Source organism: Arthrobacter sp. 01T419, from assembly GCF_056398865.1.
This window is the reverse complement of the sequence record NZ_JBFTQF010000001.1, coordinates 156438-170933: the sequence shown is the minus strand read 5'-3', so window position 1 is coordinate 170933 and position 14496 is coordinate 156438. Positions and strand designations below refer to the sequence as shown.

Genomic DNA, 14496 nt, shown 5'->3' with positions numbered 1-14496 from the left:
GCCGTCGATGTTCAGGAGCCGCAATGCCCGCTATCGGGCTGTGATGAGGGACGAAATGAGTGGCGCGAAGCGCTCATCTGAAAGCTTGGATCCCGGTCCGGGCTCAAAGGCACTGTTTTCCAGCAAGCTGATTGCGCCCTCATGATACTTGCGCACAGCTTGAACGACGGCCTCGGCGTCCTTCTGTGAAATGGCGCTTATTATTGCTTTCCTGTCCTCATCAGCGTTTCCGGTTAACGTCCGCCAGAACTGCGCGTCGTCGGGGAACAGATCGCTCTCTATCCGGTCGAGAAGCTGCACGAGGAAGCCGCCGAAAACTCTCAGAAGTGGTTCCCGGGCGCATGCCAGCAGTGCGGTGAGGAACGCTACAACGCCGTCCAGGATTTCACGGGAAGTGGAACCGTGGGCCACGGCCTTGTTGGCTCCGGTCAGCGCCTCTAGATTCTCGGGGGTAGCCCTTTCCACAGCCAGGACCGCTGCCTGTTCGTTGATGAGCGCCAGAAGCCGAAGCACTTCGCTGATTTGGACACCCTCCATTTGCATGGCGGTTACCAGCGATGACCTCACGAGGGCGCTCGTATCTTCGACTACATAGGTGCCGCTTCCGTGCCGCACCTCCACGAGGCCCATTACTGCAAGCGCTCGGATGGCCTCCCTGATCGTGGAGGGACTTACGCCGTAGGTCGCGGCCAGATCCCGCTCGGTCGGCAGGCGCGCTCCTTTGCTGATCTTTCCTGTAGCGACCAGACCGCGAAGTTCTTCAACAATCCGGTCGGCCGTGTTGGTACTTCTCAGCGTGCCGGCAGCTGTAAGGCTAACGGCTGGGGGTCGGGAGGCCGCTCTTTGAGTAGGCATGGTGCAAGAATAGCCTACAAGTCACCCAGTGACTCTCCGCAAGGCAAAACGGAATTGAAAGTCACCCAGTCACCTTGACTGATTAACTCTTCCGGCGGATACTTGAAGCCAACTTGTAAAACACGATGGAGTGTGTTCCCCATGAAAATTAAGCCTTTTGCGGCGACCTTGGCCGTGCTGGCACTTTCCGCGGTATCTGCCTGCGGAGCAAATCCGGCCCCCTCAGCAACTCAAGCGGGAGGCCCGACCTCAATAACCGTAGGGGTCAGCCCATCCACAGCTTCGGCAGCCGTCTATCTGGCAGCTGAGCAGGAATTCAAGGAGCAGGGCCTCGATGTAAAAATGGCCACGATCCAGTCCGGAGCGGAGGCGATTCCCCGCCTCCTGAACGGGGAGTTGGCCTTCGCGCTGGGTGACGCCGCCGGCACCATGACAGCAGCGGCGAACGGAGTAGGCATAGTGGCGTCCGGTGTTGCTACAACTTCGCCTTCGGATCCGAACAAGGACTATTCAGGCATCATCGCTGCAGACCCTGCGATCACCGACGTAAAGGCCCTTGAAGGAAAAACGGTGGCGGTGAACCAGCTAAAAGGCATTTCCGAGCTCACAGCCCGTGCTGCGATAGATAACCGGGGCGGGAACTCGGCAGCTGTCCAGTTTGTTGAGTTGCCATTTCCGCAGATGACCGACGCGGTGGCGTCAGGGAAAGTCAACGCGGCACTCCTGGTTGAGCCCTTCTTGTCCGGAGCTAAGGCCAAGGGTCTTCACACGGTGATAGCGCCCCAGGCCTATGCAGTCGCGAACCTGCCGTCGACGATCTTCGTCTCATCATCGCAGTTCGCTTCGGGCAATCCCGACGTGGTTAAGAAATTTCAGACGGCGATGAGCAAGGCATCGAAACGCGCGAATGCTGATGCCGCCGGCACTCGCCGGATCACGGCGACGTACACGAAAATCGCGCCGGAACTCCTGAACGTCATAACGCTGCCTATATACGCGGAAGATGCCGCCGACACCTCGGGTATGCGGACGCTCGCAGAGCTGATGAACAAGTACAAGCTTCTTGATAATCAGCCAGACCTTGACTCCCTGCTGCTCGGCGGCAAGTAGGGCCGGAGGCGAGACATGGTTCAGAACGATTCCACTACAGCGAAGTCATCGATGTCCCCTGGACACGGCCGGGGCCGCGATCGGAAAAAGGTGATCTTGAGAGCTGTCGCTTTCGTGGTCTTCATAGGTCTCTGGGAGGTACAGGCCTTGCGGTTCGGGCAGGATATTGTTCCTTCCCCAGCAGTCGTCGCTGCCGCGTTGCTACAGCTCCTGCCCCAGCAGGCTTTCTGGGCGGCGATGTGGGCGACGATCAGCGGCTTGCTTATTGGACTGGCTATCGCTGCGGTCCTGGCAGTCCCCCTCGGGCTGTTGGTTGGCGGCAGCTCCTTTCTGGGGGCCAGTACACGGCTTTCCGTGGATTTCCTCCGGACAATCCCGCCGGTCACGCTTATTCCCCTGATCGTCCTCCTCTACGGTCCAAGCACGTGGATGAAGATTGTCCTCATCGTTTTCGGTTGCGTATGGCCCCTCTTTGTACAGGCTACGTATGCCATTCGTGAAGTTGAGCCCGTTCTTCGCGATTTCGCTTACGCTTCCCGCCTGCGGAAGCGGTTCCTGTGGTTGAACGTTCTGCTGCCCAGTTCGGCGCCCTTTTTGTTGACGGGGTTTCGAATCGCCAGCACGATCGCGCTGTTGCTGGCGGTGGCCGCCGAACTCATCGGGAATGCACCTGGAATCGGGCGCGAGATCACTTTGGCGCAAATGAGCGCGCAAGTACCTGCGGCTTACGCATACGTCGTGGTCGCCGCGCTTCTTGGGGTCGCGGTCAATCTGGGAACAGCCTTTGGTCAGCGGAAGGCTCTGTTTTGGCATCCCTCAGTACGTGGAAGGTGAGAGAACCATCATGACTAACAGGACACGACGAGGTTTTCTCAGAGCGTTGAAGGGCCTGTTGCTTGAGCTATGGCTGCCGGTGATAGCAGTGGCCCTCTGGCTGGCACTAAGTGCTTCCAGCAAGTCGCCCTTCTTCCCACCGCTGCAGACGATCCTCGCGAAGGCAGTGAAAGTCTGGATCACAGACACACGCCTCACAACTGATCTGCTCCCCAGCCTTTTGAATCTCCTGATCGGCTTTGGGATCGCGGTTCTCGCAGGAGTTGTGATAGGCACAGCTTTGGGACTGCTGCCCACCGTTCTGGAAGCGGTAGAACCCGAGTTGGAATTTCTGCGGGCTGTCCCCGCGGTGGCAATACTGCCGATCGCGATCATAGCCATGGGCCTCGGCGACGACATGAGAATCGCTGTCATCGCCTTCGGGGCCGTGTGGCCGGTCCTGCTCAACACCATCGCGGGCATCCGAGCTCTCGACCCGGTAGTAAAAGACATGAGCACAGCATTCTCGCTGTCCCCATCGACGCGGCTGTTCGTCGTCCGCCTTCCGTGGGCCGCTCCGCAAATTCTGGCGGGGGTGCGAACAGCGCTCTCGATAGCCGTGGTCCTGATCGTCGTCAGCGAGATGACCGGGGCGCACCGCGGCATTGGGTACTTCATTCTGGCAGCCCAGCGCAACTACGCCATCACCGAAATGTGGACCGGCATGCTGGTCCTTGGGATCCTGGGCTACCTGCTGAATCTTGGCTTCCGAGTTCTTGAATCCCGCCTGTTGCACTGGCACCCCAGCTATCGAACACAAAACCAGTCACAGGGGAAAGCCGCGGCACCGAAAGTTGCGGCACCTGGACGGCAGGCCACCTCAGGAGCTGTTCCCCTGTGAACCAGACAAAACCTAAATCAGACCGAACGGGATTTGAAGCCGTGACTACACCACACAGCACCAATGCTGCCGCCAAAATCATAGCTGCGGAAACTGAAAGCACAGATAGCGTCAACGCCGTGATCGAAGCGGTCAACCTTGGGCATTCATACCAAACGTCCGCGGGTAGCGCGGAAATCCTTGGTTCCATCGAGTTCTCGGTGGCCCCGGGGGAATTTATCTGCATCGTTGGCCCATCAGGGGTAGGCAAAACCACTCTCTTGCGCTGCCTTTCCGGGCTCCAGCGACCAACTGCCGGACACGTGGCGGTTGACGGCAATTCGCTTACTGGCCCAACGACAGCGATCAGCTTGGTCTTCCAGGACTACAGCCGGTCCCTGCTGCCTTGGCTGAGCGTCCTCGATAACGTGATGCTGCCGTTGAAAGGGCGCGTCTCCAAGCGTGAACGGCTGGCAAGAGCGGAAAAAGCGCTGCAGGAAGTCGGACTCCAGGAGGCCTCAGGTCGCTATCCCTGGCAGCTCTCGGGAGGAATGCAACAGCGGGTAGCGATCGCCCGCGCCCTTGTATGCGAACCCCGAGTCATGCTCATGGATGAACCCTTTGCCTCGGTGGACGCACAAACAAGAGAAACCCTTGAAGACCTGGTGCTTCGGATCAGAGAAGACCAAGGGCAATCCGTTGTACTGATCACCCATGACATTGACGAAGCGATCTACCTCGCCGACAGGGTGATTGTCCTGGGTGGCCGACCTGCGAGTGTCCGCGCCAACCTTCCGGTTCCGCTGGGCTCCTCCCGTAGCCAGCTTCAGACCAAGGCACGGCCCGAGTTCGCTGAACTCCGGGCGCAAGTGCACAAGCTCATCGGGACCTAAAAGGCTGTGCAGCATAACTTAGCAAACATGCCCGGCTGGCGAAGATGCCCGGCGCCGCTTGGCTGACCAAAGCCTTACGAATATAGAGAAAGAGTGTGTGTATCTCCCATGAGGCTGGTCAAGTACCTGCATAACAACCACATACGCCTCGGCATTAGAGCCGGCGATGGACTCGTCACCGACAGTGGATTCTCTGACCTGAGACAATTCCTGGAAGCTCCTCCTGCCGATAGGTCCGACATCATCAGTAAGGCCGCCAGCCATAGCCAACCTGTGCGTCCGGAGAAACTCCTTGCACCAGTGGCCGAACGCTGCCAGATCATCTACACCGGCGGCAACTACGCCAGCCACCTCGAGGAAGTCGCGCACCTTATAACCCCCAAGGAACCAGTCTTCTTCCCTGGTCTTTGGTCGTCCGTCATAGGTCCTGGTGACCCTATCGTCATCCCGGAACCGAAGAGCGCCGTCGACTACGAAGCTGAACTCGCGTTTGTCATCTCGAAGACCGCCAGCAAAGTCAAGGCATCTGACGCATGGGACTACGTGTATGGCTACACCCTGGTCAACGATGTGAGCGCGCGGGACGTCATGCAACGCGAAGCCATGCAAATCATGCTCTGCAAGAGCCCGGACACGTTTTGTCCAATTGGCCCGGAAATAGTAAGCCGTGACGAAATTTCCGATATTTACGGGCTCAGGATCACCACTACGGTCAACGGCGTCATCAAACAGGATTCGACCACCGGCACCATGCTCGTGAAAATCTCCGAGCTCCTCGAATTCCTGACCCAGAGCGTCACCCTGCAACCTGGTGATGTCGTGACAACGGGAACACCCGGCGGAGCTGGCGCTTTCCGCAACCCACCTGAATTCATGTCTCCCGGAGACACTGTCACTGTCGCCGTAGAACAAATCGGAGAACTTACGAACCCCCTGACCGCTGCATGGCTCCAAGAAAATGATAACCGGGCCCAGCACCAGAAAGCAGAAGGACTTCCAGCATGACAACACGACACCTGACAGCAAGCCTTTCAGAGTATTTCGGTGAACGCTTCCTGACACAGGAGGACCGGCGCTACGACTCCGCGCGAAAAGTGTGGAACGGCATGATCCAGAAACGGCCCCTTGGTCTCGTCAAATGCGCCGATGGACGAGACGTATCAATCGCCCTGACCGAATCCGTGGCAGCAGGGGTGCCAATTTCAGTTCTCGCCGGAGGACATCAGATCGCCGGTGGTGCCCTTGTGGAAGATGGCATCGTTCTTGACCTCAGCGGCATGCGTTCAGTGAACGTGGACAAGCAGAGTTCCACCGTGTCAGTGGGTGGAGGCGCACTGCTGGGCGACCTCGACAGGGCCGTATCCCGGTATGGTCTCGCCGTTCCGGCAGGCGTTGTCTCCCACACTGGAGTGGGAGGACTGACCCTGGGCGGGGGCATTGGATGGCTCTCGCGCAGCAGGGGACTCACCTGCGATCGGCTGGTCTCAGCGCGCATCATTGACGGTACAGGCCGGGAGAGGTTCGCCAGCAGCACCGAGAATTCGGACCTCTTCTGGGCCATCAGGGGAGGTGGCGGGAACTTCGGTGTCGTTACGGAGTTCACCTATGAAGCCGCCCCCATCGGGTGGGTAACGTTTGGGACGCGGACCGTACATATGCAGCAGGCGCGAGCAGCGCTCATTGAATATGGCGTCCGGGCCCCCACGCTTCCCCGTGAACTCCAGGTCATGGTCAAGGTACAGAAAGCCGAAAGCCAGTCAGGTCCAAACCATCGGCGAGGTGAACCAGTGGTCACCTTCGAGTGGATATGGTCCGGCAATCAGGCTGACGCGCAGGCAGCACAGGAATCGCTCGGGTTGGAGCACTTCGGGTCCGCCCAGGTATCCACCCAACGGTTCGCGGAAGTTCAAAGCTACCAGGACCACCGGTATCCGCACGGCTTCAGGTACTTCCTTAAGCCTGGCCACTTCAACGCGCTGACGGGAGAAGTTGTGGACGCCATGCTCCAGGCAGTGGAAACAATGCCCGCTGAGGACGCCCAAATTGAGGTTCTCCTGCTCGGGGGCGCCATTGACGACGTGGCTGAAGGCGAAGCAGCCTACCCCAAGCGGTCAGCACGCTTCGCCTACAACGTCACAGCCGGCTGGGAAAGTGAACCACTGGACCAGGAACATGTCTCCTGGTGTCGCATGGCACACCAGTCCCTCAACCGTCTGGCGGCCGAAGGTGCCTACATAAACTTTCTCGGTGCCGACGAAGTTGCCGACCTGTCAAGCATATTCGGGGCAGCCAAATATGCCCGGCTCCGCGATGTCAAGGCACAATACGATCCCGGCCACGTGTTTCAACCGATGGTGCCAATCCCCCCGGCGGAAAGCCCTCTTGCCACGACCACAGGAACCAGGTGAATCATGGAAAGAAACGCCGCAGCACCAAAAGTAGCTCTCGCTGGGATTCATCACCTGAAAATCCCCGTCACCAACCTCCAAGCGAGCCTGAAATGGTACGAAGAGACTCTGGGAGCCGAGCGATGCCCGGAATTTGATCACTTCGACCGGCATGGGAAGCTTTTTGCGTATATCGTCACGATCCCGGGAATTGACACATACGTTGAACTTCGCCTGGCGCCCAAAGTCGCCGAGCGCATCAGAGGGTTCGATCCAACAGTCCTAAGCGTTGCGACGCTCCAGGACCTTGAACTGTGGGAACAGCACTTGAGCCAGCATGGAGTCCCAAACTCCTCCATTCTTCGCGGTATCGTGGGCTGGCTGCTCGTCTGCCATGATCCCGACGGCCTCGCAATCCGTTTCTACACGCTGGAAACCCACGAATTCGACGCCGAAGGATCAGACATGGATTCACCTTGGGTGGTCTACCCCGACTGAGCAGCTGCCCCGTTCCTCTCCGTGTCCGCTGCCCCGCGGAGAGGAGCGGATTGCTCTACACCTGCACGGTCCTTGGCCAGGCAAGGTCATACCCGGCACCCTGCTAACCTACCGCTTCACCGCTAACTCCAACACCCACACTCCTCCGCCGGCCAACTGCGACTGCCCTGCTTCAACCATCCCCCCCCTTCTCCCACCAGAACACGAAAACCAAAGGAAAACCGGAATGCCGACGCACCTCCCGCCTGCCACCAGCCCAACCGTATCCACCGCAATCGCGGACGTGCTGGCCGGGCGCGCGAGCCACCTCTTCGGCCTCATGGGTAACGGCAACGCCCACCTCATCAGCCACCTCACCAGCCATGGATTCCCTTTCACCTCCGGGCGGCACGAGGCCGCCGCGGTCGCGATGGCTGACGCTTACTACCGGGCCTGCGGGCGAATTGCGGCCGCGACCACTACCTACGGGGCCGGCTTTACCAACGCGTACACGGCTCTGGCCGAGTCAAGGCTCGCCAGGGTGCCCCTGGTGCTCATCGTCGGGGACGCCCCAAGCACCGGACCGCGGCCGTTCGACATCAACCAGACCGCATCCGCAGAAGCGATAGGAGTCGTCACACTCGTAGCACACCGCGCCAACGCGGTAGCGATTGCCCATCGGGCTTTCGACCTCGCGCTGCGCACCGTCCAACCCGTCGTCCTCGCCATCCCCTACGACCTGGCCACCGAGCCCTTGGACGGGCAGTCTGACCTCGAACCCATGCCCGCCAAACCCGTCTGGAATGCGTCCGGCAAGGACCTCGACCGGGTCGCCGGTATCCTGCGCAACGCCCAGCGTCCGCTCCTGCTCGCCGGACGAGGGGTGCTGCTCGGAGACGCCACAGGGCCCTTCAAGGAACTCGGCGACCGGTTGGGGGCCATGTTCATGACCTCCGTCATGGCCACGAACCTCGTCGACAGCCCATGGAACCTTGGTATCGCCGGCGGCTTCGCCCGCGAGCACCGCCTCGACCTCGCCCGGCAAGCCGACGTCGTGCTCGTAGCCGGAGCCTCCATGAATTCCTTCCAGCACCGCTACGGCACCCTCTTCGGGCCCGATGCCAGGGTCATCCGCATTGACAACGAGCCACCCAGCGACCACCCGCACGTCGACAAGTACATCCGGGCCGACCTCGCACCCTTTCTCGAAGCACTCACAGGCCGCATACCCACCGTCGACGAGCACCGGACATGGCGGCATGCAGCGGCCGAGGTGGCGGAGGATGAGTTTCGCTCGATCGGGCCTTACGAGGACCCGAAAGAGTTCGGCCCCGACGGGCGCCTCAACCCGCGCACCGTCGTCGCCGCCCTGGAGCAGATCCTCCCCGCGCAGAGGTCAATCGTCATGGACGGCGGACACTTCATGGGATGGGCCCCTATGTACCTCTCTGTGCCTGATCCGCAGGCGATGGTCCTGGTCGGAACCGCCTTCCAGTCAATCGGCCTAGGCTTCAGTTCCGCACCGGGCGTCTCCATCGCCCACCCCGAACGGACCACCGTCTTCATCACCGGCGACGGTGGGGGCCTCATGGGACTGGCAGACTTCGAAACCTTCCTCCGGACCACCCGCAGAGGCGTCGTCATCGCCCTCAACGACGCCGCCTACGGCGCCGAACTCCACCAGTACGCCTCCAAAGGCCTCGACCCGACCGCCATGCTCATCGACGAAGTAGACTTTTCCGCCATCGGCCGCGCCCTCGGCGCAGCCGGCCACAAGGCAACGACGCTCGAAGACCTGAAGATCCTCCAGGACTGGCTCGCCAAAAACGACAAAGGCGTGTTCGTACTTGACGTGGCCATATCCCGTGAAGTCATCGTCGAATGGATGTCGGCCTCCCTCGCAGTAAAACAGGACGTATAGGCAAAGGGACCGGCAAGCAAACCGCCCGGGCACCTTATGGGAGACAACGCTGGCGTACGCGGCTGCGAAGGCTGTACTCATGACCCACAGCAAAGGCCTCTGAAAGAAGTCGCACGCCACGGCCTACGTGGGCCCCGATCAGTGCGCGGTATGGAACAGGGTCGAAGGCAGCTTTCCGGGGCAAGAGTGGACCTGAAGTACAGCTAGACCTCGTAGAGCGTCCGACCCGCCGCGTCGACCTGCAGGAACGCCAGCAGCGCCTGGTCGACGTCGATCATCCCGGCGGCCACAAGCGCGAGCTGCGCCTCGAGCCAGGTCTTCATCACGCGCCAGGCAACACGCTCAGCCTGGGCCCGGATGGTCCACTCTGCGCGCTTTTCGTCGTGTAGTTGAACGGCGCAGCCACGGCTCAGCTCTCCTGGTCGTCGTCCACGGCGGCGTCGTCGACGGGCACCAGCTCGCCAATGCCACGGACCGTCCAGCCGCCGCTCGCCACATTGACGAGCGTGCAGTTCGACCCGGTGGTCGCCTCCGAGTCATACTCCTCGAAGACGTAGACCCGCGGCGGCGCGTGCACGCCTTCGCAGACGTCCTCATCGAGCATCACGCGGCCGCCGAGTTCGACGCCCTTGTGCATGAGGACCTCCGGCGACTGTTCCGCCTCGTCGTCACAGTCAGCGGCGTGGGTCCCGGCGGCCGGGGCCGGAGCCCCGGCCAGCGAGCCGAGAAGCTCGGCGCGGCGCGCATCGAGCTCAGCCAGCCGACCGAGGAGCTGACCCTGCTCGTCCTGCAAGGCCAGCAGCTCGGTCACGGCCACGGAGGGGCCAGGCGCAACTATCAAGCCGCGGCCTTGCTGCGCTTGCCCTCGGGCTTCTGGACCTCGACGGCCTTCGCCGCCAGGTACAGGCCCTCGCGGTTCAGGTGGCGCGAGTACGCGGCGTCGAGGTAGAGCACCGGGATGCCGCCGGCGGCCTTCTGCAGGACAGGGCGCAGGATCTCCTTGATCGGGCCGGAGCCGCCGCCGTAGACGTACACCACTTCGGTGGTGCCGCCGACCTCGGCGAGGACGTCCTCGAAGCGTGCGCCGATCTCCTCGGCCAGGTACTCGGCCTCCTCGGAGACGTAGCCGGCGGCGCGATCAAACCTGCCCTGGAGGAAGACGCTGGGCTCCTGCTGCAGGAAGTCTGCCAGCGCCTTGCGGTTCTTGAACCGCAGGTCCTTGTCGCCGCTCGTGCTCATGCGGTCCAGCGCGTTCGTCAGTGCGGTGCCGTAGCCCTGGTCCAGCGTGCTGGCCGCCTCGGAGTTGAATCCGCCGTCGGTGAAGACGGGGAAGTTTACGGTGCCCTCGCCGACGTCGACGCCGACGGTGTTGCGCACACCGACCAGCAGCTCCGCGGTGACACCCTGCAGGCGCGCGGCCGCCTCGGGGTCCGAGGCCCGAAGATCGTCCAGCAGAGCCTGCGCCAGCGGCGCGCCCTTGTCGGTGATCGCGAACTGCGCGGACGCGCCCTCGGGCAGGACCTGCACATCCTCAAACTGCAGGCGCACGGTGACCGGCGTGGAGAAGTTCTTCACGGTCACCAGGTGCACCGTGGGGTCAGCCGCGCCCAGGAGTCCGACGAACTGCGCAGCGTAGGCGCTGCGGCGCTGCACGTACTCGGCGATCGGCAGGGCCAGGCCTGCGCGCACCGTGGCACGCAGCTCGCGGTCCGGCAGCGCGCCGTGTTCGCGGACGTAGTCGCGCAGGGCCTTGGCGGCGAAGACGCCCAGGACGAGCACCGAGCTCAGTTCCTGGTCGGCCTTCGAACGGGATCCGACGACCTCGAACTGCGTGAACTTCGACCCCGGGGTGCTCAGCGCCGCGCGGCCGAAGGTGCGCAGGTCCGAGTGCCCGATCAGGGGGGTGGTGAACGAGGCGGCGACGCGGTTGTAGAAGTCGTCCTCCACCACGATCTTGAAGGCATCGGTGTCAGCTTCGGGCACCTTCGGCGTGGAGCGCGAGGTGCTCACGACGGCCGAAGGAAGGTCGATCGTGTCGAAGACCTCCTTGCCGTGGACCTCGCCGCGGATGACGCCCTTGACGTATCCGTTGCCGACGTCGATGCCGCCAGTGAGCTGGATGGTCTTCTCGGCGGTGCGGGTGTTGCTCATGGTTGTGTCCCTCTCGGTCAGGAAGTCGGTGTCTCAGGAAGTACGGTGCGGATCAGCGGGTGAGGAAGGCATCCAGCCCCGAAGGGACCGAAGGCTCATCGGCGGGAACGGGGTGGGGCTCGCGGACAGGAGGCGCGGGCGGCGGCTGAACAGCCTGGGCTGCCTCGACGCGCTGCACGGGCTTTGAAGGAGCAGCAACAGGCACGGCAGCCTCGTCACGACTCTCGCGACTCTCGTGCTGGCTTTCACTCCCGTCACGGCCGTCATCGCCACGTTCCTCTCCTTCATGGGCCTCGCTGCGCCCAGGGTCCTGCTCGCCCTGCGGCGGGCGGCCGCGCCGGGGAAGCTGCTCGACGGGACGGTTGACCACGTCGATGTAGCCGTCGCGCTGGATGGACTCGCGGATCAACAGCTGGAGCGACCTCGAGATGTCGTACTGCTCGTCGAGCCACCGGTTCGTCGACTCGTCGGCCCGCGGGACGCTCCAGCGCAGACGGCGCGGCTCGGCCTTATCGGTCATCGCGGGCACCCCCTTGCGCCCTCGTGCTGATGGACACTGTCCTCGGTCATCGCGGCCCCCTCTCATGCGCGGTCCCCGAGGCGCTACTGCCAGTCGGGGACCTTTCGACTCATTTATCAGTCATCATTCTACTGGTCTTTCAATGGTCTCTGCAAGGACCACGTCGAGACCCGCAAAAGGCCACCAGTGAATTGAGCCTGGATCGTGCGGAATGACCCATGGCCACGGCGGGACCCGTGGGAGCCACCGGCGGGACCCGCAGAAGGCCATGGGGCAGCCACGGAGTCAGGCGACACTGGACTCTTCAAGGGCCCACCCGGGACCGGCACGCGGTCCGCTGCGGACCACCAAGAGACCTCGATCAGGCCACCGCGCATCGGCGGGAGCTCAGTGGTCCCGGCTGGGACACAGGCAAGCCCTCGAAGGGACCAGCAACAGTCCACCGCCATGAGCCGTGCCATGGCAGACCCGCAAAAGACCACCAAGGGACCAGACGTGCGCCTGAAGCAGCCCCGATGCGCGCCATCCGGCACTCAATGGGGTTCGACTGGCCTTTCTGGACCCTCTCGGGTCTTGTATGGGTCTTGTCTGTGTTCCTGTCTGGCCATGCTGGGACATGATGTGTCCACACCGGGACCAGAAGGAGTCCAGCGATGCGGCATGGACCGGTACCTGGAACACCCGCCGGCGACAGTCCTGGAGCGAGCGGCAGAGCTGTCGGAACATGGTGGAGCAGCTGTGGCTGCGGGATGGCGTCACCGACCCGCCCGGGGGCCGCAGGGAGAGCAGAGGGAAAAGGCGAACTGGGTAGTAGGGCCCCGCATGGAGCGAAAGGGCAAAAACTCCGCATCCATCCGTGCCTCACGGACGGTGGCAGTCCAGAAGGTGAGAACCCGTGAGCCTCTCCAGGAAGCTACACCTGGTGGGAGACCCGGACGGCTCGGCGACGCTGCGGAACCAGAGGCTCCGGTGGATCCAGGGAAGCTTCATGCTTCCCGGGCAAGCTCCTCTTCTGATGCGTCCACGAGGGACCGGCCGGGCGGTGGACGTCGAGGACTCGCCGGCGCTCGTCCATTCGTGCAGCTGCCACCAGGGGGAGCGGCATTCAGGCCTGTACAGGCCCCGGCAAAGGAGCGCTGTGGGCCCGCCTCGGACGCGGTGCGACAGGTGCTGGCGCGACGGTGAAACACAGTGGGAACGACCCCCGCAGGCCGGTGCGACGAGCGCACCAACAGATCAGTGCAGTGCTGTCACTCCAGAGGTTTCCACAGCCTGACGCGACAGGTCGCGGGGAGTGGTGGACTGCTGCGCGCGGCGTCTGATGCGCCTGCGGCAGCAGGATGCACCAAGGGTGCGGACCGGGCTGCGCCCGACGTCGCTGACGCTATGTGTGAGGACCCGTACGGGTACCCGCTCGTGCCTCGCGGTGATGCGGACGATGCACCCGTACGGCGTTGCAGCGGACGGCAAAAGGGCTGTACACCCAAAAGCCCGTAAATCCAGCGGAAACGACGTGACCCGTACACCCGCTGCGGGGATGGAGAGGGGGTGTACGGGTCAAGGGTGTACGGGTCGTTTCCCCTGATATTCCAGGCTTCCGCTAACGCTCCAGCCGTGGAATGGCGAAATGGCGGCAAGAGAGGAAAAGGGCATAAGGGAACCTGGCAACAGCGGTCCTGCGGACCCTCCGCTTCGCTCCGGTCTCTCGCTGCGCTTCGAGACGCTGTTGGTCGGCATAGCCGACAGGTTCCACCGCTCGCTTCGCTCGCCGGTCCGTCAGTCGCTGCGCTCCCTCCGGCTATGCCCAGCGCTGCGCTTGAGGGGGAGGACGCCCCCGCCTGCCCCGCCGCATTTGTCCACAGGTGGACGACGCGGCAAAGGGTGCAGCCAGGCGGTGGATCACCTGGCGCTGCGCACCAGGTTTGTCCGAGGAGGACGGCCCGTCGGCCGGCCCGCTGCGCGGCCCAGTCGGAGCAGTTCCCGACACGGTTCACCAGTGGGCCGTCAGGCCAGCGGAGCTGGCGCGGGAGCTGGACCGTACATCGAGTCTCCGCGGACCCCTGGCGGGACCTGCACTCGATGCCCGACACCTGCATCCCGAGAAACAGAAGAGGCATCGTCATGACACACGCCCGGAAGGCATCCAGGTCCGCACGCCGGCCACAGCCGCAGCTCTCGCCCTACGACACCGGAGCCAGGTGCGAGGCCAAGCCGTGGATCCCCTACGGAGAGCGAGTCACTGCGGCGAATCCGGCGGAGAGCTTTGGCAAGGTCGACTTCGACGATGAAGAGAGCGGCACGGTCTGCGTCGCCTACCTCGAGCGCGACATGGACGGAGGATACACCCTCCACGTCGCACCGCTCAGCGAGGACCGGAAGGTCCGGGTGGCAATCCATTACGAACGCGGCGTTGCCAGGGTCAACGGTGCCCAGGCGTCGGCAGCTGCCGCGTAGTGACCTGCCGACTGAGAAGGAACACCGGGAATCAT

Annotated in this window: 13 protein-coding genes; 9 read left to right on the top strand and 4 right to left on the bottom strand. The window is 62.8% G+C overall.

Going from position 1 to position 14496, the window contains the following annotated elements:
• Positions 1–30: 30 nt before the first annotated feature.
• Positions 31–855, bottom strand: coding sequence for a FadR/GntR family transcriptional regulator (locus AC1DLO_RS00805; RefSeq protein WP_476888439.1), 825 nt, complete (start codon positions 853–855; stop codon positions 31–33).
• A 141-nt stretch (positions 856–996) separates the two neighbouring features.
• Here AC1DLO_RS00805 and AC1DLO_RS00800 point away from each other — a divergent pair, with 141 nt between their 5' ends.
• The 8 genes from AC1DLO_RS00800 to AC1DLO_RS00765 all read left to right on the top strand — a co-directional run bounded on the left by AC1DLO_RS00800 (position 997) and on the right by AC1DLO_RS00765 (position 9336).
• A complete protein-coding gene (locus tag AC1DLO_RS00800; RefSeq protein ID WP_476888756.1) occupies positions 997–1965 on the top strand; it encodes an ABC transporter substrate-binding protein in 969 nt (322 codons plus the stop codon).
• A 96-nt stretch (positions 1966–2061) separates the two neighbouring features.
• Complete coding sequence (locus AC1DLO_RS00795; protein ID WP_476888438.1) at positions 2062–2799, top strand: ABC transporter permease; 738 nt, start codon at positions 2062–2064, stop codon at positions 2797–2799.
• 10 nt (positions 2800–2809) lie between these two features.
• Positions 2810–3679, top strand: coding sequence for an ABC transporter permease (locus tag AC1DLO_RS00790; protein ID WP_476888437.1), 870 nt, complete (start codon positions 2810–2812; stop codon positions 3677–3679).
• Positions 3680–3720: 41 nt separating this feature from the next.
• The gene (locus AC1DLO_RS00785) at positions 3721–4551 is read left to right on the top strand and encodes an ABC transporter ATP-binding protein (protein ID WP_476888436.1); all 831 of its coding nucleotides are present in this window, start codon (positions 3721–3723) and stop codon (positions 4549–4551) included.
• A 108-nt stretch (positions 4552–4659) separates the two neighbouring features.
• Positions 4660–5556: a fumarylacetoacetate hydrolase family protein gene (locus AC1DLO_RS00780; RefSeq protein WP_476888435.1), complete on the top strand. Its 897-nt coding sequence runs from the start codon at positions 4660–4662 to the stop codon at positions 5554–5556.
• Positions 5553–6959 carry an FAD-binding oxidoreductase gene (locus tag AC1DLO_RS00775; RefSeq protein ID WP_476888434.1) on the top strand — a complete coding sequence of 469 codons (1407 nt, stop codon included), beginning with the start codon at positions 5553–5555 and terminating at the stop codon, positions 6957–6959. The genes AC1DLO_RS00780 and AC1DLO_RS00775 overlap by 4 nt, the downstream gene beginning before the upstream one ends.
• A gap of 3 nt (positions 6960–6962) precedes the next feature.
• The gene (locus AC1DLO_RS00770) at positions 6963–7436 is read left to right on the top strand and encodes a VOC family protein (protein WP_476888433.1); all 474 of its coding nucleotides are present in this window, start codon (positions 6963–6965) and stop codon (positions 7434–7436) included.
• 226 nt (positions 7437–7662) lie between these two features.
• Positions 7663–9336 carry a thiamine pyrophosphate-binding protein gene (locus AC1DLO_RS00765; protein WP_476888432.1) on the top strand — a complete coding sequence of 558 codons (1674 nt, stop codon included), beginning with the start codon at positions 7663–7665 and terminating at the stop codon, positions 9334–9336.
• A gap of 409 nt (positions 9337–9745) precedes the next feature.
• Here AC1DLO_RS00765 and AC1DLO_RS00760 read toward each other — a convergent pair whose 3' ends face one another.
• Genes AC1DLO_RS00760 through AC1DLO_RS00750 form a run of 3 tightly spaced genes read right to left on the bottom strand, consistent with a single transcriptional unit; the run spans position 9746 to position 12007 of the window.
• Entirely contained in the window at positions 9746–10177 is a 432-nt protein-coding gene (locus AC1DLO_RS00760; RefSeq protein WP_476888431.1) for a hypothetical protein, read from the bottom strand.
• A complete protein-coding gene (locus AC1DLO_RS00755) occupies positions 10174–11487 on the bottom strand; it encodes a hypothetical protein (RefSeq protein ID WP_476888430.1) in 1314 nt (437 codons plus the stop codon). Before AC1DLO_RS00755 ends, AC1DLO_RS00760 begins: the two co-directional genes overlap by 4 nt.
• A gap of 52 nt (positions 11488–11539) precedes the next feature.
• Positions 11540–12007 carry a hypothetical protein gene (locus tag AC1DLO_RS00750; RefSeq protein WP_476888429.1) on the bottom strand — a complete coding sequence of 156 codons (468 nt, stop codon included), beginning with the start codon at positions 12005–12007 and terminating at the stop codon, positions 11540–11542.
• 2121 nt (positions 12008–14128) lie between these two features.
• Here AC1DLO_RS00750 and AC1DLO_RS00745 point away from each other — a divergent pair.
• On the top strand, positions 14129–14461 hold the full coding sequence (locus tag AC1DLO_RS00745) for a hypothetical protein (protein ID WP_257370997.1): 333 nt from the start codon (positions 14129–14131) through the stop codon (positions 14459–14461).
• The last annotated feature ends 35 nt before the right edge of the window (positions 14462–14496 follow it).

Bases quoted from the DNA above. Each gene is read 5' to 3' on its own strand.
- AC1DLO_RS00770 (WP_476888433.1), top strand. From the start codon at position 6,963: ATGGAAAGAAACGCCGCAGCACCAAAAGTAGCTCTCGCTGGGATTCAT.
- AC1DLO_RS00790 (WP_476888437.1), top strand. From the start codon at position 2,810: ATGACTAACAGGACACGACGAGGTTTTCTCAGAGCGTTGAAGGGCCTG.
- AC1DLO_RS00765 (WP_476888432.1), top strand. From the start codon at position 7,663: ATGCCGACGCACCTCCCGCCTGCCACCAGCCCAACCGTATCCACCGCA.
- AC1DLO_RS00755 (WP_476888430.1), bottom strand. From the start codon at position 11,487: ATGAGCAACACCCGCACCGCCGAGAAGACCATCCAGCTCACTGGCGGC.
- AC1DLO_RS00800 (WP_476888756.1), top strand. From the start codon at position 997: ATGAAAATTAAGCCTTTTGCGGCGACCTTGGCCGTGCTGGCACTTTCC.
- AC1DLO_RS00775 (WP_476888434.1), top strand. From the start codon at position 5,553: ATGACAACACGACACCTGACAGCAAGCCTTTCAGAGTATTTCGGTGAA.
- AC1DLO_RS00750 (WP_476888429.1), bottom strand. From the start codon at position 12,007: ATGACCGATAAGGCCGAGCCGCGCCGTCTGCGCTGGAGCGTCCCGCGG.
- AC1DLO_RS00805 (WP_476888439.1), bottom strand. From the start codon at position 855: ATGCCTACTCAAAGAGCGGCCTCCCGACCCCCAGCCGTTAGCCTTACA.
- AC1DLO_RS00780 (WP_476888435.1), top strand. From the start codon at position 4,660: ATGAGGCTGGTCAAGTACCTGCATAACAACCACATACGCCTCGGCATT.
- AC1DLO_RS00745 (WP_257370997.1), top strand. From the start codon at position 14,129: ATGACACACGCCCGGAAGGCATCCAGGTCCGCACGCCGGCCACAGCCG.